Below are 18507 nucleotides of genomic sequence, written 5' to 3'. Positions count from 1 at the left end.
ACCGATGGCCAGCGCTCACTCGCACAGCGATTGACGGGCATTGATGAGATTGAATGTGTCACGCCGGATTTGAACGGCGTGCCGCGAGGCAAGGTGATGACCGCCGAGGGTTTCCTCGAAGGGCGGCGTTTGCAGATGGCGCGGGGTGTGCTGCTGCAATGCATCATGGGCGGTTACCCGGCGGCGAAGTTTTACGGCAGCGATGACGGTGACCTGGCGCTGGTGGCCGAACCGAGCATGATTCATCCGTTGCCGTGGAGCGACGAGCCGCGCGCATGGGCGATCTGCGATGCCGATGAGCTGACCGGCGAAAGCTCCAACCTGTCGACCCGTGGCCAGTTGAAGAAAGTCATCGCCCGTTATGCGGCGTTGGGCCTGGCGCCGGTGGTGGCGACCGAGCTGGAATTCTTTGTCTTCGCACCCAATACCGATCCGAATCAACCGTTCCGCCCACCCATTGGTCTCGACGGTCGCCGCGAGGATGGGCAATCGGCGTTCAGCGTCAGTTCCAACAACGGTCTGCGGCCGTTCTTCAACGAAGTCTATAAATGCATGGCGGCCCTCGGTTTGCCGCGCGACACCTTCATGCATGAAATGGGCGTCAGCCAGTTTGAGATCAACCTGCTGCACGGTGATCCGCTGCTGCTGGCCGACCAGACCTTCCTGTTCAAACACTTGCTCAAAGAAGTCGCGCTCAAACACGGGCTGACCGTGGTGTGCATGGCCAAACCGCTGGCGCACACTCCGGGCAGTTCGATGCACATTCACCAGAGCATCGTCGAGATCGGCAGCGGCAAGAATGTGTTCAGCGACGAGAAGGGTCAGCCGACCGCAATGTTCCGCCACTTCATCGGCGGGCAGCAGGCGGGCATGGCTGAATTCACCGCGCTGTTTGCGCCCAACGTGAACTCCTATCAGCGCCTGTGTCATCCATTTGCATCGCCGAACAATGCCTGCTGGTCGCACGACAATCGCGCCGCCGGCTTACGGATTCCCGCCAGCTCGCCGGTGGCCCGTCGCGTCGAAAACCGTTTGCCGGGCGCCGACGCCAATCCGTATCTGGCAATCGCCGCCAGCCTGGCCGCGGGCTTGCATGGCATCGAGCATGAGCTGGAACCGACCGAAGCGATTCAGGGCGAATTCGAAGTGCCGGACAATCTGTCGCTGCCGTGTACCTTGCATGCCGCACTCGAGCGTCTGAAACGTAGCCAATTGGCCATGGAACTGTTCGGCAAGGAGTTCATCGAAGGCTACATCGCTTCGAAGACCATGGAGTTGACGAGTTTCTTTGATGAAATTACCCCCTGGGAACGACGTGTTCTAGCAGCCCAGGCCTGACGAACTGTCGCCACCGGGCTATCGTTTGATAGCCCGGACTCACTGCAAGGAGCCGCTCGGAACGCCGATGCGCCAAATCTGGAAATCCTTTCGAGCGCTGTATTTCGCCTCGCTGATGATGTTGATCGGCTCGGGCCTTTTGTCTACTTATCTGGCTTTGCGCCTGGCCGCCGACAATGTCGACGGGCTGTGGGTCGGTGCGCTGATGGCCTGCAACTATTTTGGTCTGGTGCTGGGCGGCAAGATCGGTCACCGCTTGATCGCCCGTGTTGGGCATATCCGGGCGTATTCGGCGTGCGCCGGGATCGTCGGTGCGGCGGTGCTCGGGCATGGTCTGGTGGACTGGCTGCCGGCGTGGCTGGTGCTGCGGACGATTGTCGGTCTGGGCATGATGTGTCAATACATGGTGATCGAGAGCTGGCTCAACGAACAGGCCGACGCCAATCAGCGCGGGCTGGTGTTCAGCGGATACATGATCGCTTCGTATCTGGGGCTGGTGTTGGGTCAGTTGATTCTGGTCATGCACCCGGGGTTGGGGCCGGAGCTGTTGATGTTGGTCGCGCTGTGTTTCGCCCTGTGCCTGGTGCCGGTGACGCTGACCCGACGGATTCACCCGGCGCCGCTGCATCCTGCGCCGATGGAACCGCGCTTCTTCATTAAACGTGTGCCGCAGTCGCTGAGTACGGTGCTCGGCGCGGGTTTGATCATTGGTGCGTTTTACGGTCTGGCGCCGTTGTATGCCTCGCAGCAAGGGCTCTCGACCGAGCAGGTCGGTCTGTTTATGGGTAGCTGCATTTTTGCCGGGCTGCTGGTGCAGTGGCCGCTGGGCTGGTTGTCCGACCGCTATGATCGTGCGCTGCTGATTCGCTGCTTTGCCGGGTTTCTCGCGGTGGCGGCGCTGCCGTTGGCGATCATGCCGGAGGTGCCGCTGGAGGTGCTGTTTGTGGTCGGCTTCTTCTGCTCGCTGGTGCAGTTCTGTCTGTATCCGCTGGCAGTGGCGTTTTCCAATGACCACGTTGAGGGCGATCGCCGGGTTTCGCTGACGGCGATGCTGCTGGTGACGTATGGCGTCGGTGCGAGCATCGGGCCGTTACTGGCAGGCGTGTTAATGAAGTTTCTCGGCAGCCAGAGCCTGTATGCGTTTTTCAGCTTCTTTGCGTTGGTGCTGGTGTGGCGAATTCGCCCGAAAGCCGTGACCAATCTGCACCAGGTTGATGACGCGCCGCTGCATCACGTGGCGATGCCGGACAGCATGTCGAGCTCACCGCTGGTGGCAGCGCTGGATCCAAGGGTAGATGAACAGGTGGTGCAGGATCAGATGCAGACGCCGGTCGAGCCCGAGCCAGAGCCGGAAGTGGAGCCTGAATCTGAGACTCCGCCGGAGCCAGTGGTGGAAACGGAGCCGGATGATGGCAGCGATAAACCGACGCCAGACATCAGTGGCGCCAGACCCTGACTATGACTGCAATATTCACCTATGGTGAACACAGATTTAATGATGAATGGATAACCCTGTGGTGAGTGAATTCTCGTGGTGAGGGGATTCATCCCCGATGGGCTGCGAAGCAGCCCCAAACCCTGAATGTACATTCTTCCTGACACACCACATTGCATGGTTTTACGACTGCTGCGCAGCCGGTCGGGGATAAATCCCCTCACCACAAGAACTCACTCACCACAGATTCTTGGTTGAATTCTCACAGGCACAAAAAAGGGCCGTCCCGCCAAGGACTGCCCTTTTTTTATTTGCCGCTATAAATCACATATCGTCTTTATCGAAACGCCGTGCTTCACGCTGCAACTGATACACAAAGCGCTCAACGTTCCGCGCCGCCTGGCCACTGATGTTGTGGAAGCGCAGACCCGCAAAGGTGATGTTGAGTTTTTCTTCGAAATGCAGATAACGCAGTTCAACCGAAGTCGGCTGATTGCCGAACAGCGGCGGGGCGATCAGGCGGTCGTAGACCTGGCCCAGTTGCAGGCGGTCAGTGATGTCGCCTTCAAAGCGCAGCTTGCAACCGGTGGCGGAGATGTCCAGCAGCTTGCCGTTGATCGGCGCCTTGAGTTTCTCGCCGCCGAGTTCGACGTTGACCAGATCGGTCAGCTTCAGCGCGGCGCGGAAGGCGTTGCGGCGCTGGTGGTAAACCACTTCGGTCGGCAGTTCGCCGGTGTAGAAGCGGTCGCCGTCGGCATCGACGATGTCCAGCGTGCCATTGCATTCCCAGGCGATGCGCACGCCTTCATGGAAACCCTCAACCTTGAACGGCTCGCCCGCCAGCAGAAAGCGTTCACCGTCACGTGGCACCATTTCATCGAGGTTGATCGAAGCGGTATCGCGGTCAACCTTGATCAGGTAGCTCTGGAAACGCTGGCTGCGCTCGTGAAAGGTGATGATCAGCGGATCATGGCTGTCTTGCAGCTGACGCAGGTTGCTGGAGATTTCCAGAGGTGTGGTGAGCACCTTTGGAGGCTGCGGAGCATCATCCGCGCTGAGGGCGTTGGACACGGTTTATCAATCTCCAGACAAAATATGACGACTAGCCAGCATTTTGCCAGCATGTTTCGCGAGTTGATAGAGCTGGCGCATCAACGACTCATGCCTGGCTGAGCGGACGCGGCATCGCGGGTTTGGCAAACGTGCCGCTGGCGTCATACAACGCTGGCGCTTCGCCCCCGGTGAGGATCTTCAGTTGGTTGCTGGTCGCGGCCTGTTGCATGAGGATCGACTGGCCGTTTTTGACGTTGGCCGCCTGACATTGGGCGATGAGATCGGTCAGGGCATCGCCCTGGGTCAGCAGCTGCTGGCCAACGCTCGATTGCGCGGCCAGTTGCTCGAGACCTTGACGGTCTGGCGTCAGGTTGAGGCTGACGAGGATTTCGCTGCGCTTGCGGCCATGCTGTTCAAGCAGAATGATCAGTGCCTGTTTGGTTGCCAGAATCTCTTCGAGCAGGGGCATGTCGCGACCGTGCAAAGCGAGGGACTCGGTTTGCAATAACTCCAGCAATTGTTGAGCTGGAGCAAAGTCGTCGTTGATCAGTTGCAATAAATTAGTGTCGTGCATGGCTGGCCTTGGGTTTTAAGCGTCCAAAAGCCTCGCGCTGGCAAAAGCCTAGCGCTGGGCTTCGAAGTTGAGCAGTTTGCTGGCTACACGGTTGCTGTCGACTTTATAGCTGCCATCGGCAATCGCGGCTTTCAACTCGGCCACACGGGCTTTGTCGACAGCAGGCTGATCGCGCAGCTTGTCAGTGACCTTCTGCAACTGTTGAGCCTCATTGCTGAGGTGTACCGATTCCCCGCTTTTAGCGGTACTGGCCGTTTCGGCCTGAGTATTCAGCGGCGCGGAAGTGCCGTTTTCGGCGGTTTCCTTGGGCGCGCTGGTACGTGTACTGCCTGTCAGTGACGAGGAGCTGTTCAAACGGCTGAAATCGATGACCATGATAAAAACCTCTGGGAATTTGGACGCTTGCCATGTTTTCGGCCATCTCCTGGAAAACTTTAGGCACATTTAGCAATGAAAGCTGCATGCACCCGCGCGCGTCCTGCTGCGGCACAGTTTAGGGAACAGCCATGGCCAGCGCCAGTTTTCTCCTCGGTGTTTACATGGAAACTTCCACCTGTCCCGGCGCGATGATTTGCGCCTTGATCACCCGTTGCGAATTGAGGTTTTTCACTCGGATCTGTTCTTTCAGTCCGCCGTTGGACAGGGCTTCACCGGGCATGCGCACGGCGAGTGTGCCGCTGCGCGCGGTGATGACCACTTGATCACCTTTGCGCACGACTTCGGCCTGTTCCAGGTGGACTTGGGTAATCACCTGATCGGCGACCGTTGGTCGGGTCAATTTTTGCCCGATCGCTTCGTCTACCGAGGTCAGAAAACCTTGATTGATCTGACTGACATCGCGCTCGCGCAAGGTCACGTCTTGAGGTTCGATAATCCCGGCGCGTCTGAGCGCTCGGGTGGTGGTGACAATCTCGCGAAACAGGCGGACTTGAGCGGGTACGAACACCGTCCAGGGCGAACTGCCTTCACAGCGAACCTTGACCGTCACTCGGCCCAAAGGACGGGGGGTGTTCTCCAGCGACGCTGTCAATTCCTTGTCGCACATCGGCATGCGCATGCGCGGATCGAGCTGCTTGACTTCGATCTCGTAGCGGCCTTCGGTTTGACTGGTTGCCAAATAGTCTTCTACGGTGAACTCAAGAAAGCCCTGAGTGACGCCGATAAGCATGTCAGGCAAGGTAACCGAATCCGCAATGGCAGGGCTGCCAGCGAGCAAACAGCAGGCGGCAGACACCGCGCAAAGCCCTTTGCGAAGGGGAGAGGTCAGGTGTCGGAAAAATGTCGTTTGAGCGTTCATACGAGTTAAAAAGCAAGCGCCGTGCCGTTTAGCAATGAATGTGCGTCGCAACAACACTTGGCGTTGAGGTAGGAGTCTGGGCATGGCTGGTGTAATGGATTCGGTAAACCAGCGCACGCAACTGGTGGGGCAGAATCGCCTGGAGCTGTTGTTGTTCCGTCTCGACGGTCAGCAGCTCTACGGAATCAACGTGTTCAAGGTGCGGGAAGTGCTGCAATGCCCGTCGCTGACGTTGATGCCCAAGTCCAGTCCTGTCGTGTGCGGGGTGGCAAATATCCGGGGGGCGACCATTCCGATCCTTGATCTGGCGATGGCGACCGGCTCCGGCGCGTTGAAAGACAAGAACAACCCGTTCGTGATCATCACGGAGTACAACACCAAGACCCAGGGTTTCCTGGTGCGCTCGGTGGAGCGCATCGTCAACATGAACTGGGAAGAGATTCATCCGCCGCCCAAGGGCACGGGTCGCGATCATTACCTGACCGCTGTGACTCGGGTGGACAATCAGTTAGTCGAAATCATCGACGTCGAGAAAGTGCTGGCGGAAGTTGCGCCGACACCGGAAGCGATTTCGGTGGGCGTGGTCGATGTCGAGACCCAGTCCAAAGCGTTGTCGCTGCGGGTGCTGACGGTCGATGACTCGTCAGTGGCGCGCAAGCAGGTGTCGCGTTGTCTGCAAACGGTCGGCGTCGAAGTGGTGGCGCTGAACGACGGCAAACAGGCGCTGGATTACCTGCGCAAGCTGGTCGATGAGGGCAAAAAGCCAGAAGAAGAGTTTCTGATGATGATTTCCGACATCGAGATGCCGGAGATGGACGGATACACTTTGACGGCCGAGATCCGCAGCGACCCACGCATGCAAAAGCTTCATATCATCCTGCATACTTCGTTGTCCGGGGTATTCAATCAGGCGATGGTCAAGAAAGTCGGCGCCGATGACTTTCTGGCCAAATTCCGCCCTGATGACCTGGCATCCCGGGTAGTCGACCGGATCAAAGCAGCAGATATCAGCTAGGAGCGCTTTGCTCCTGGCGGTCAACACGATTTAAGAGGCGGCATCATTGTCTACGGGTAATTTGGATTTCGAACAGTTCCGGGTCTTCCTGGAAAAAGCCTGTGGCATTTTGCTCGGTGAAAACAAGCAGTACCTGGTCTCGAGCCGTCTCAACAAACTGATGGAACAGCAAGGCATCAAATCCCTGGGTGAGCTGGTGCAGCGCATCCAGACCCAGCCGCGCAGCGGTTTGCGTGAGCAGGTGGTCGATGCCATGACGACCAACGAAACCCTGTGGTTTCGTGACACCTATCCGTTTGAAGTCTTGAAGAAAAAAGTCCTGCCCGAAGCGATCAAGGCCAGCCCTAACCAGCGTCTGCGGATCTGGTCGGCGGCGTGCTCGTCGGGTCAGGAACCGTATTCGCTGTCGATGTCGATCGATGAGTTCGAACGCACTAACCTCGGTCAGCTGAAGATGGGCGTGCAGATTGTAGCCACCGATCTGTCCGGCCTGATGCTCAACAACTGCAAGACCGGCGAGTACGACAGCCTGGCCATCGGTCGTGGTTTGTCGCCGGAACGTCTGCAGCGTTACTTCGATCCGAAAGGCCCGGGGCGCTGGGTGATCAAGGCGCCGATCAAAAGCCGCGTCGAGTTCCGCTCGTTCAACCTGCTCGACAGCTATGCCGCGCTGGGCAAGTTCGACATCGTGTTCTGCCGCAACGTGTTGATCTACTTTTCTGCCGAAGTGAAGAAAGACATCCTGCTGCGCATTCACAGCACGCTGAAGCCGGGCGGTTATCTGTTCCTTGGCGCATCGGAAGCGCTGAACGGTTTGCCGGATCATTACCAGATGGTGCAGTGCAGCCCGGGGATTATTTACCAGGCGAAATGAAGCATGTGCAGAAGAAGGGAGCCCTCAGGGGCTCCTTTTTTTTGCCGCATGCTTCACGTAGGAGCTGCCGAAGGCTGCGATCTTTTGATTTTGTTTTTTAAGATCAAGATCTAAAGATCGCAGCCTTCGGCAGCTCCTACAGGTGGAGGTGCTCGCAGGGCGAAGCGGCAGAAAAGCGGCATCTGGCGGAAACCGCTTGCCGCTTTTCTGGCATTGCCGCTTTGCCGGCTGCCCGCAAAGCCCCGGTTTACGGGGTTTCCTCTGTTTGGCACGCGGCTTGCTAAAGCTCATGTACGAAAAACCGGTCACCTGAAGGTTCCCGACATGAGCATCAGCTTCGATAAAGCGCTCGGCATTCACGAAAAAGCATTGGGCTTCCGCGCCCAGCGTGCCGAAGTGCTGGCCAACAACATCGCCAACGCCGATACCCCGAACTACAAGGCGCGGGATCTGGACTTCTCGAAAGTGCTCGAAGCACAGACCCAGAAGAATGCCAACGGCACCATCGCCCTGAACATGACCAACAGCCGTCACATCGAAGCTGAAGGCCTGGGCAATGGCGACGAATCGCTGCTGTATCGCACGCCGATGCAACCTTCGATCGACCAGAACACCGTGGATGCGCAACTGGAACAGTCCAACTACGCGGAAAACGCCGTGGGCTTCCAGGCCAGCTTCACGCTGCTCAACAGCAAATTCAAAGGGCTGGTCTCAGCCCTGCGCGGAGAGTAATCCATGTCCCTGTCCAGCGTTTTCAACATTGCCGGCAGCGGCATGAGCGCACAAACCACGCGTCTGAACACCGTGGCGTCGAACATCGCCAACGCCGAAACCGTTTCCTCGAGCATCGACCAGACCTACCGCGCCCGTCACCCGGTGTTCGCCACCATGTTCCAGGGCGGCCAAAACGCTGGCAGTAACTCGCTGTTCCAGAGTCAGGACGCCGCGGGGCAGGGCGTGCAGGTACTCGGTGTGGTCGAAGACCAGAGCAACCTCGAAGCGCGTTACGAGCCGAACCATCCGGCGGCCGACGCCAAAGGCTACGTCTACTACCCGAACGTCAACGTGGTGGAAGAAATGGCTGACATGATTTCCGCGAGCCGTTCGTTCCAGACCAACGCCGAAATGATGAACACCGCCAAAACCATGATGCAGAAGGTACTGACCCTCGGTCAGTAATAAGGGGCGACTGCCATGAGCGTTACCGATACCACCAGCTCCCTGAGCATGAACGACATTCTGGCCAACTCGTCGAAGACGGCCAGCAGCAGCACCTCCGGCGGCATCGCTTCGGCGACCAACAGCGCCACCGGTGGCCAGGCGCTGGGCAAAGATGCGTTCCTGCAATTGCTGGTGACCCAGCTGAAAAACCAGAACCCGCTCGATCCGCAGGACAACAGTGCGTTCGTTGCACAGTTGGCGCAGTTCAGCAGCCTGGAAGGCATCACCACACTGAACAGCACCGTCAGCTCGCTGGCCGGTAACTACAACTCTTCGCAAGCGTTGCAGGCGTCGTCGTTGGTCGGTCGCAACGTGATCGTGCAGACCAACACCGCGCAGCTCGACGACCCAACCAAAGGCCTGACCGGTTCGGTCACCGTGCCTTCGTCGATCGCCGGCGGCACCGTCACCATCACCGATAAGGACGGCAAAGCTGTTCGCACCATCGATCTGGGCAGCCGCGCGGCCGGCGATGCCAGCTTCACTTGGGACGGCAAGGATTCTTCCGGCACCGTGGTGCCGGTCGGTACTTACACCTTCAAGGCCAGCGCACCGATCGATGGCGCCGCAACGGATCTGGCCACTTACCTGCCGGCCACGGTCAACAGCGTGACCATCAGCCAGACCGGCGGCGAGCTGATGCTCAACCTGGCCGGCAAGGGCAGCGTTGCCCTGTCCAAAGTACAAACCATTGGTATATAGAGCCGATTAACCCGGCACAAAGGAGTGGAATATGTCTTTCAATATCGGCCTTAGCGGTCTCTATGCAGCCAACAAACAACTGGACGTGACCGGCAACAACATCGCCAACGTTGCCACCGCCGGTTTCAAATCCTCGCGCGCAGAATTCGAAGACGTCTACTCGGCGACTCGTCTGGGCAGCGGCAGCAAAGTGATTGGTAACGGCGTGCGCCTGGCCAACGTTTCGCAGCAGTTCACCCAGGGTGACATCAGCAACACCGGTAACGTGCTCGACATGGGCATCAACGGTTCGGGCTTCTTCACCATGAGCAACAACGGTTCGGTGTCGTACACCCGTGCCGGTACGTTCAAGGTCGACAACGCCGGTTACATCACCAACACCGATTACACCTCGCGTCTGCAGGGTTACGGTGTGGATGCCGATGGCAAGATCATCAACGGTGTACTGACTGACCTGAAAATCGACACCTCGAACCTGGCGCCGAAATCGACATCGTCGGTGACCTCGAGCATCAACCTGAATTCCTCGGTGGCGCCGATCGATGAAACGGCCAACCCGTTTGATCCGAGCAAGACCACGTCGTACACCAAGTCTTTCAGCACCCCGATCTATGACACGCAAGGCAACTCGCACGTCATGGATCAATACATGGTGAAGACCGGTGAAAACACCTGGAAGGTTTACACGCTGGTGGATGGCCGCAACCCGGACGCTACCGGCAGTGATCCAACCAAGACCCCGCCCGTGGCTTCGACGCTGTCGTTCGACTCTTCGGGCAAACTGACTCAGGTCAGCACGCCGAATCCAGCGGATCCGACCAAGCCGATTCTCAGCAGTGACCTGACGCTGAAAGGCTGGGTACCGGGGACTGTGAAAGATGGCACCTTCACGCCTAACGGTGCGGCTGCGAATGCTGACGGTGTGACCATTTCCATGGCCAAGACCACTCAGTACAACGCTGATACTGCGCGTTCGATTCCGACTCAGGATGGTTATGCCACCGGGCAGATCACTAACCTGACGATTGATGGCACCGGTACCTTGTTCGCCAACTTCAGTAACAATCAGAGCAAGGCGATTGGGCAGGTTGCGTTGGCCAGTTTCACTAACGAGCAGGGTTTGCAGGCCGTTGGTGGTACTAGCTGGAAGGAGACGTTTGCTTCGGGTATTCCGGGGTACGATGCGCCGGAGACCGGGACTTTGGGTTCGATCGCGTCGAACTCGCTGGAGGAGTCGAACGTTAACCTGACGAATGAGTTGGTTGATTTGATCAAGGGTCAGAGTAACTATCAGGCGAATGCGAAGACGATTTCTACGCAGAGCACGATTATGCAGACCATTATTCAGATGACCTGATTTTTGGTTTTGCTGTTTGAGAAGGGCCCCTCTTTTTGAGGGGCTTTTTTTTGGGTTTGGGTTTATATCCGTTGCTGCGGGGGTGGCTGATTATGGTTCCGCCCTTACGGCGGGTCACTTTTGGCAAACGCCCCAAAAGTAACCAAAAGGTCTGTGCCCTGACGTCCGGCCCTCGCTAAGGCTCGGGTTCCTTCGCTCCGGGTTCATCCGGGGGCATCGCCTACGGTTTGCTTCGCTGCACCTCCTCTCGATGCTTTCCCCGTATGAATCCCTTCACTCAGCCTCCCGACGGGCTCTAAGATCAAGATCAAAAGCAGGCGAGCTGACACTCGGCCTAGTGGTTGGCTTGGGTTCGCCGCGATTTCATGTAGGAGCTGCCGAAGGCTGCGATCTTTTGACTTTGCTGTTGTAGGAGCCGAGCTTGCTCGCGAAGGCGGTCTGACTATTCAAATGTAGGAGCTGCCGAAGGCTGCGATCTTTTGACTTTGCTGTTGTAGGAGCTGAGCTTGCTCGCGAAGGCGGTCTGACAGCCGGCCGGTTTCTGTCAGTTGAATACTATTCGAATGTAGGAGCTGCCGAAGGCTGCGATCTTTTGCTGTTGTCACTAGTAGCAAGATCAACAGATCGCAGCCTTCGGCAGCTCCTACAGGGAGTTGGGGCAAAAAAAAGCCCCCAACAAACCAGAGGTCTGTCAGGGGCTTTTTCAATCAGGTGTTTTTCAACACCCGATTTCGCTCAGCTTATTGGCAAGCTTCGCAATCCGGCTCGTCGATCGCGCAGGCTTTTGGCACTGGCGCTGGGCCGGCTGGAGCAGCCAGGACCGAATCATCACCGTGGTTGCCGCCGCTGGATACAGCGTTCAGCTTGCTGGTGCTGATGGTCGACTTCTCGGTGCTGGTCGCGGCCAGGGCACGGAGGTAGTAGGTGGTTTTCAGGCCACGGTACCAAGCCATGCGGTAGGTCACGTCGAGTTTCTTGCCCGATGCGCCAGCGATGTACAGGTTCAGCGATTGGGCCTGGTCGATCCACTTCTGACGACGGCTGGCCGCGTCAACGATCCACTTGGTGTCCACTTCGAAGGCAGTCGCGTAGAGCTCTTTGAGTTCTTGCGGGATGCGCTCGATTTGCTGAACCGAACCGTCGTAGTACTTCAGGTCGTTGATCATGACCGAGTCCCACAGACCGCGAGCCTTGAGGTCGCGAACCAGGTACGGGTTGATCACGGTGAATTCGCCCGACAGGTTCGATTTCACATACAGGTTCTGGTAGGTCGGTTCGATCGACTGCGAGACGCCAGTGATGTTGGCGATGGTCGCGGTCGGTGCGATGGCCATGATGTTGGAGTTACGAATGCCTTTCTGTACACGGGCGCGAACCGGTGCCCAGTCCAGGGATTCGTTCAAGTCAACGTCGATGTACTTCTGGCCACGTTGCTCGATCAGGATCTGTTGCGAATCCAGTGGCAGGATGCCTTTGGACCACAGCGAACCCTGGAACGTCTCGTACGCACCGCGCTCGTCGGCCAGGTCGCAGGACGCCTGGATTGCGTAGTAGCTGACCGCTTCCATCGACTTGTCGGCGAATTCGACGGCAGCGTCGGAACCGTAAGGGATGTGCTGCAGGTACAGCGCGTCCTGGAAGCCCATGATGCCCAGACCGACCGGACGGTGCTTGAAGTTGGAGTTCTTCGCTTGTGGCACCGAGTAGTAGTTGATGTCGATAACGTTATCGAGCATGCGCACGGCGGTGTTCACGGTGCGTTCCAGCTTGGCGGTGTCGAGCTTGCCGTTGACGATGTGGTTCGGCAGGTTGATCGAGCCCAGGTTACAAACGGCGATTTCGTCCTTGTTGGTGTTCAAGGTGATTTCGGTGCACAGGTTCGAGCTGTGAACTACGCCGACGTGCTGCTGCGGGCTGCGCAGGTTGCACGGGTCTTTGAAGGTCAGCCATGGGTGGCCGGTTTCAAACAGCATGGAGAGCATTTTGCGCCACAGGTCTTTAGCCTGAATGGTCTTGAACAGACGAACCTTGCCTGGGTATTCGGTCAGGGCTTCGTAGTACTCGTAACGCTCTTCGAAGGCTTTACCGGTCAGGTCGTGCAGGTCCGGTACTTCGGATGGCGAGAACAGGGTCCACTTGCCGTCGTCGAAGACACGCTTCATGAACAGGTCAGGGATCCAGTTGGCAGTGTTCATGTCGTGGGTACGACGACGATCATCACCGGTGTTCTTGCGGAGTTCGATGAACTCCTCGATGTCCATGTGCCAGGTTTCCAGGTAAGCGCAGACAGCGCCTTTGCGCTTGCCACCCTGGTTAACGGCGACGGCGGTGTCGTTCACGACTTTCAGGAACGGAACCACGCCTTGCGACTTGCCGTTGGTGCCCTTGATGTACGAACCCAGTGCACGCACCGGCGTCCAGTCGTTGCCCAGGCCGCCAGCGAATTTCGACAACATGGCGTTGTCGTGGATCGCGTGGTAGATACCCGACAGGTCATCCGGCACGGTGGTCAGGTAGCAGCTCGACAGCTGTGGACGCAGGGTACCGGCGTTGAACAGGGTTGGCGTCGACGACATGTAGTCGAAGGACGACAGCAGGTTGTAGAACTCGATCGCACGGTCTTCTTTCTGCTTCTCTTCGATCGCCAGGCCCATGGCCACGCGCATGAAGAAGATCTGCGGCAGTTCGAAGCGGATACCGTCCTTGTGGATGAAGTAACGGTCGTACAGGGTTTGCAGGCCCAGGTAGGTGAATTGCTGATCGCGCTCGTGGTTGATCGCCTTGCCCAGTTTTTCCAGGTCGAAGGTGGCCAGCACAGGGTTCAGCAGTTCGAACTCGATACCTTTGGCGATGTAAGCCGGCAGTGCTTTGGCGTACAGGTCGACCATTTCGTGGTGAGTAGCGCTTTCGGCCACACCGAGGAAGCCCAGGCCTTCGGCACGCAGGGTGTCCATCAGCAGGCGGGCGGTGACGAACGAGTAGTTCGGCTCGCGTTCAACCAGAGTACGGGCGGTCATCACCAGCGCGGTGTTGACGTCGGTCAGGGCCACGCCGTCGTACAGGTTTTTCAGGGTTTCGCGCTGGATCAGGTCGCCGTCGACTTCTTCCAGACCTTCGCACGCTTCGGTGACGATGGTGTTCAGGCGGCCCATGTCCAGCGGCGCCAGGCTGCCGTCAGCGCGGGTGATGCGGATCGACGGGTGAGCGTTGACCGCTTCTTCGGTCGGGGCGTGGGCAGCGCGTTCTTTCGAACGACCGTCACGGTAGATCACGTAGTCGCGCGCCACTTTCTGCTCGCCGGCACGCATCAGGGCCAGTTCAACCTGGTCCTGGATTTCTTCGATGTGGATGGTGCCGCCCGAAGGCATGCGACGCTTGAAGGTCGCGGTGACTTGTTCGGTCAGGCGGGCAACGGTGTCGTGGATTCGCGACGAGGCGGCAGCGGTGCCGCCCTCAACTGCGAGGAACGCTTTGGTGATAGCGACGGTGATCTTGTCATCGGTGTAAGGAACGACAGTGCCATTACGCTTGATCACGCGCAGTTGACCAGGCGCGGTGGCTGCCAGATCCGAATTCGAATCAGCGGCCTGCGGCAAGGTGCCCTGCGGGTTCTCGCGAGTTGTGTCGGTTTGCATGGGGGGTGATCTCCACATTCTCTAGTTTGTTTGGGCACCATCATGGTGCCCACCGTTCTGGCCAGAAGCACTACAACCGACGGGCGTCGGGCATAACAACTTCGGACCAGTAGGAAAAAGGCTAATGACGCCGCGTCCCTGCCGAAGTTTTTGGCTGCGAGCCAAGGCTCGAGCCGGGTTCCATCCCGGGTGACAGTAATGACTGCAACACCCGTACCGTTTCGGTCGTTTCCGACCTGAAAAACGGTGCCATCCGCAAGTGCGGTTTGGTCTTCAGAAAACTTGCTTGGTTCAACCGGAAACCGGCAATAAATCGCTTGAGTTTCAGGTCTGAAATGTGGTTGGGCTTTTCAGTCAAAAACCCTATATGTAGGGTTTTTTTTGCGCCGTGCTACAAGATAATGCGTTTCGAGGGGTGTTGCAACGTACTACCTGTGGATAAACCTGTGCGTAAATTGTGTAAGAAAGGTGGAATTCTCGTGTAGGCCGCGAACCTGCTGAGCTAGACCGTTTGTCACCGTTTTCTCACCGGGAAAAACGCTTCAGCGGATTTTTAAGGGCGCGAACCCTACCACAAAAAATCGCCTTGTCCGAACGCATTTACCGACTTGTGTTCTGGCTGTACGCCGTTTATACAATCGGGCCATGTGAACGCGACAAAAGCACGAGAGGATCCCCCGTAGGAGCTGCCGAAGGCTGCGATCTTTTGATCTTGAAAAAAACAAAATCAAAAGATCGCAGCCTCGTTTCACTCGACAGCTCCTACAGGGGATCGTCTGGATTCGGGCAATCGTCTTCCTTTATTAATAACAATAGAAAGCAGAGGTCACCGGTGGAGCAACAAGCCTGGCAGGTATTGATCGTCGAGGATGACCAGCGACTGGCCGAACTCACGCGCGACTACCTGCAAGCCAATGGACTGCGCGTGGAAATCGAAGGCAACGGTGCGCTCGCCGCAGCGCGGATCATCAATGAGCAACCGGATCTGGTGATCCTCGACCTGATGCTGCCCGGCGAAGATGGCCTGAGCATCTGCCGCAAAGTCCGCGACCGTTACGACGGGCCGATCCTGATGCTCACCGCGCGCACCGACGATGCCGACCAGATCCAAGGCCTCGACCTCGGCGCCGACGATTACGTGTGCAAACCGGTGCGCCCGCGTCTGTTATTGGCGCGGATTCAGGCGTTGCTGCGACGCAGTGACTCACCCGAACCGACCAGCGAAAAAAGCCGTCGCCTGCAATTCGGCCCGCTGGTGATCGACAACGCATTGCGCGAAGCCTGGCTCAGCGATAACGGCATCGAACTGACCAGCGCCGAATTCGATCTGCTCTGGCTGCTGGTCTCCAACGCCGGGCGCATTCTCTCGCGTGAAGAAATCTTCACTGCTTTGCGCGGCATCGGTTACGACGGCCAGGATCGCTCAATCGATGTGCGCATCTCGCGCATTCGCCCGAAAATCGGCGACGACCCCGACCATCCACGCCTGATCAAAACCGTGCGCAGCAAAGGCTACCTGTTCGTCCCTGAAGCCTGCGTAGACCTGCCGCTGTGAACTCGATCTTCCTGCGCATTTATGGCGGCATGTGCGCAGCGATCATTCTGGTGGCAGTGCTCGGCGTGCTGGCGCTGAACCTGCTCAACCAAGTGCGCAGCGAGCAGTACCGCGAGCGTCTGGCCCACGGCACGTTCTCGCTGATGGCCAGCAACCTGCAACCGATGAACGAAACCGAACGCCATCGCGCACTGTTGGTGTGGGAGCGGTTGCTGGGGATTCCGCTGGCGCTGAAAAAGTTTACCGACACTGATCTCGACCTGACCCAACGCACCCGCGTGCAGCGCGGCCAGGCTTTGGTCGAACAGACCGGCCCGCACGCGGCGAAGGTCTATCGACTGGTCAGCGACAAAGAGCAGCTTGTGCTCGTAGGCGAGGTGCAGCAGATCAGCGAGCAACTGGCCCGCGCGACTATTTACCTGCTCGCCGATGAGCTGGTGCGCGTGCCGGTCGCCGACCAACCGAAACGGCTGGCGCAGATAAAGGAAGAGAAGGGCTTCGGATTCGATTTGCGTTTGGTCACGGTGGATGACGCCGACATGGACGAAGACCAGAGCCGCCGCGTGGCCGAGGGCGACACGGTGATGGCGCTGGGCAAGGGCGGCGATTCGATCCGCGTGTTCGCCGGTATGGTCGGCACGCCGTGGGTGCTGGAGATCGGCCCGCTGTATCAGATGAATCCCTATCCGCCGGAGTGGCTGGTGCTGATCGCCGCGCTCGGGCTGAGTCTGATCGGCTTGATCGTTTACTTGCTGGTGCGCCAACTCGAACGGCGTTTGCGCGGTCTCGAAGCGGCGGCCACGCGCATCGCCAAGGGCAGTCTGGAAACCCGTGTGCCGGCGCGCGGTGCCGACTCGGTCGGACGGCTGGCGGCGGCGTTCAATGGCATGGCTGAGCATTTGCAGCAGTTGCTGGCGATCCAGCGTGAACTGGTGCGCGCGGTGTCCCATGAGTTGCGCACGCCGGTGGCGCGTCTGCGTTTCGGTCTGGAAATGATCGGCTCGGCGACCACCCCGCAAGCGCTGGAAAAATACCGCGAGGGCATGGATCACGACATCGAGGATCTCGATAAGCTGGTCGATGAAATGCTCACCTACGCGCGACTGGAGCAGGGCTCACCGGCGCTGACCTTCCAGCGGATTGATCTGGATGCGTTGGTCAATCAGGTCATCGAAGAATTGGCGCCGTTGCGCGCCGAGGTCACGGTGCAGCGCGGGCTGTGTCTGTCGGCTGCGGACAACGACGATGCCTGGGTCGAGGCTGAGCCGCGTTATCTGCATCGCGCGTTGCAGAATCTGGTGAGCAACGCCATGCGTCATGCCCGTTCGAACGTGACGGTGAGTTATCAGGTCGGGCAATTGCGTTGCCGGGTCGACGTTGAGGATGACGGGCCGGGTGTGCCGGAAGTTGCCTGGGAGAAAATCTTCACGCCGTTTCTGCGCCTGGATGACAGCCGCACGCGGGCGTCGGGCGGGCACGGGTTGGGGTTGTCGATTGTGCGGCGGATTATTCACTGGCACGACGGCCGGGCGTTGATTGGCAAGAGCAAGAGTTTGGGCGGGGCGTGTTTTAGTTTGAGTTGGCCGCGGAATCAGGAACGCCGTTGAGAAATTTAGTGATTTTGCTGGCCCCATCGCGAGCAGGCTCACTCCTACATTTGGAATGCGTTCCCCTGTAGGAGTGAGCCTGCTCGCGATGGGGTCAGCGGCCACCCTACAAATCCTCAGGCCTTAATGCTGACCAAACTCAATAACTGCCCATCCCGCACGCCAAACTGCGCATCCAGCTCCGTCCCGCTGCACCACTCAGCCGACAAATCCGTCAGCAGCCGCAACCGAACCTCACCCGCCTCAGACCATTCCAGCACTTCCGCATGCTCGAAATAAAAGCGCTTCTGCACGATCGGATACAGCGCTTTGAACAAACTCTCCTTCACCGAAAACGTCAGCGTCACCCACAACGCCAACTGATCCCGCGAGCCTGCCGCCATGCGCTGCATTTCCGCCGGCGTGAGGATTTCTCCGGCGAGGCGTTCGGCGCGTTCGGCGTTGAGCAGGTTTTCCAGATCCATGCCCAAACCGCGCCAATGCTGTTTATTGGCAACAATTGCCGCCGCGCGCCCGGTGCTGTGGGTGATCGAGCCGCATATATGCGCCGGCCACACCGGTGCACGATCTTCGCCAATCGGCGGAACCACGCTGGAGCCTTCCAGTTGCTGCAACGCTGCCCGTGCGCAGATCCGCCCCGCGAGAAATTCAGCCTGACGCTTGGCCACCGAACGCTGAATGCTCGGCGGCGGCTCGATGGCGCTGCGACGAAAGTCATCGCCGAGCAGTTGCGCCGGATCGAAGTGAGTACTGAGCAGCACGGTATCGGCCAGCACCGAGGGCAACGGCCAATCGGCATCGAGCGGGGTGCAGCAGGCGGGGAGGGTGAAGTTCATGGCGGGCA

At 58.5% G+C, this 18507-nt stretch carries 16 protein-coding genes; 10 read left to right on the top strand and 6 right to left on the bottom strand.

Annotated elements, in window-relative coordinates; genetic code table 11:
• The first annotated feature begins 96 nt into the window (after nt 1-96).
• Both AD669_RS19735 and AD669_RS19730 read left to right on the top strand, forming a co-directional pair.
• Nucleotides 97-1338 (top strand): glutamine synthetase family protein, encoded by a 1242-nt coding sequence (locus tag AD669_RS19735; protein ID WP_172680146.1) that lies wholly within the window; start codon nt 97-99, stop codon nt 1336-1338.
• Between the two features lie 67 nt (nt 1339-1405).
• Nucleotides 1406-2794 (top strand): MFS transporter, encoded by a 1389-nt coding sequence (locus AD669_RS19730; protein WP_053122834.1) that lies wholly within the window; start codon nt 1406-1408, stop codon nt 2792-2794.
• Between the two features lie 303 nt (nt 2795-3097).
• Here the strand turns inward: AD669_RS19730 and AD669_RS19725 are convergent, their stop codons facing one another.
• From AD669_RS19725 to flgA, 4 genes are all read right to left on the bottom strand, one after another.
• Nucleotides 3098-3844 carry a flagellar brake protein gene (locus tag AD669_RS19725; protein WP_053122832.1) on the bottom strand — a complete coding sequence of 249 codons (747 nt, stop codon included), beginning with the start codon at nt 3842-3844 and terminating at the stop codon, nt 3098-3100.
• Nucleotides 3845-3932: 88 nt separating this feature from the next.
• Nucleotides 3933-4400, bottom strand: a complete 468-nt coding sequence (locus AD669_RS19720; protein WP_053122830.1) for a flagella synthesis protein FlgN — start codon at nt 4398-4400, stop codon at nt 3933-3935.
• Nucleotides 4401-4448: 48 nt separating this feature from the next.
• Complete coding sequence (flgM, locus tag AD669_RS19715) at nt 4449-4775, bottom strand: flagellar biosynthesis anti-sigma factor FlgM (protein ID WP_053122828.1); 327 nt, start codon at nt 4773-4775, stop codon at nt 4449-4451.
• Nucleotides 4776-4935: 160 nt separating this feature from the next.
• Nucleotides 4936-5697: a flagellar basal body P-ring formation chaperone FlgA gene (gene flgA, locus AD669_RS19710; RefSeq protein ID WP_082341472.1), complete on the bottom strand. Its 762-nt coding sequence runs from the start codon at nt 5695-5697 to the stop codon at nt 4936-4938.
• Nucleotides 5698-5779: 82 nt separating this feature from the next.
• Between flgA and AD669_RS19705 the strand changes: the two genes are divergently transcribed.
• The 6 genes from AD669_RS19705 (at nt 5780) to flgE (ending at nt 10866) form a co-directional block, all read left to right on the top strand.
• Nucleotides 5780-6712, top strand: coding sequence for a chemotaxis protein CheV (locus tag AD669_RS19705; protein WP_053122823.1), 933 nt, complete (start codon nt 5780-5782; stop codon nt 6710-6712).
• A gap of 46 nt (nt 6713-6758) precedes the next feature.
• Entirely contained in the window at nt 6759-7586 is an 828-nt protein-coding gene (cheR, locus tag AD669_RS19700; RefSeq protein WP_053122821.1) for a protein-glutamate O-methyltransferase CheR, read from the top strand.
• Nucleotides 7587-7910: 324 nt separating this feature from the next.
• Entirely contained in the window at nt 7911-8318 is a 408-nt protein-coding gene (flgB, locus tag AD669_RS19695) for a flagellar basal body rod protein FlgB (RefSeq protein WP_053122819.1), read from the top strand.
• Nucleotides 8319-8321: 3 nt separating this feature from the next.
• Nucleotides 8322-8765 (top strand): flagellar basal body rod protein FlgC, encoded by a 444-nt coding sequence (gene flgC / locus AD669_RS19690; protein ID WP_053122816.1) that lies wholly within the window; start codon nt 8322-8324, stop codon nt 8763-8765.
• A gap of 15 nt (nt 8766-8780) precedes the next feature.
• A complete protein-coding gene (flgD, locus tag AD669_RS19685) occupies nt 8781-9509 on the top strand; it encodes a flagellar hook assembly protein FlgD (protein ID WP_053122813.1) in 729 nt (242 codons plus the stop codon).
• A gap of 31 nt (nt 9510-9540) precedes the next feature.
• A complete protein-coding gene (gene flgE / locus AD669_RS19680; RefSeq protein WP_053122811.1) occupies nt 9541-10866 on the top strand; it encodes a flagellar hook protein FlgE in 1326 nt (441 codons plus the stop codon).
• 740 nt (nt 10867-11606) lie between these two features.
• Here flgE and AD669_RS19675 read toward each other — a convergent pair.
• A complete protein-coding gene (locus AD669_RS19675) occupies nt 11607-14501 on the bottom strand; it encodes a ribonucleoside-diphosphate reductase subunit alpha (RefSeq protein ID WP_053122809.1) in 2895 nt (964 codons plus the stop codon).
• 832 nt (nt 14502-15333) lie between these two features.
• Here AD669_RS19675 and AD669_RS19670 point away from each other — a divergent pair.
• Together AD669_RS19670 and AD669_RS19665 are read left to right on the top strand one after the other, a co-directional pair.
• The gene (locus AD669_RS19670; RefSeq protein ID WP_053122807.1) at nt 15334-16056 is read left to right on the top strand and encodes a response regulator; all 723 of its coding nucleotides are present in this window, start codon (nt 15334-15336) and stop codon (nt 16054-16056) included.
• Nucleotides 16053-17663 carry an ATP-binding protein gene (locus AD669_RS19665; protein WP_053122805.1) on the top strand — a complete coding sequence of 537 codons (1611 nt, stop codon included), beginning with the start codon at nt 16053-16055 and terminating at the stop codon, nt 17661-17663. The genes AD669_RS19670 and AD669_RS19665 overlap by 4 nt, the downstream gene beginning before the upstream one ends.
• 116 nt (nt 17664-17779) lie before the next feature.
• Here the strand turns inward: AD669_RS19665 and AD669_RS19660 are convergent, their stop codons facing one another.
• Nucleotides 17780-18499 (bottom strand): 4'-phosphopantetheinyl transferase, encoded by a 720-nt coding sequence (locus tag AD669_RS19660; protein ID WP_082341471.1) that lies wholly within the window; start codon nt 18497-18499, stop codon nt 17780-17782.
• Nucleotides 18500-18507: the final 8 nt, after the last annotated feature.

Source organism: Pseudomonas sp. P1.31, from assembly GCF_001269815.1.
GTDB lineage: Bacteria > Pseudomonadota > Gammaproteobacteria > Pseudomonadales > Pseudomonadaceae > Aquipseudomonas > Aquipseudomonas rustica.
The sequence above is the reverse complement of the archived record's forward strand: the minus strand, read 5'-3'. Positions and strand labels throughout refer to the sequence as shown.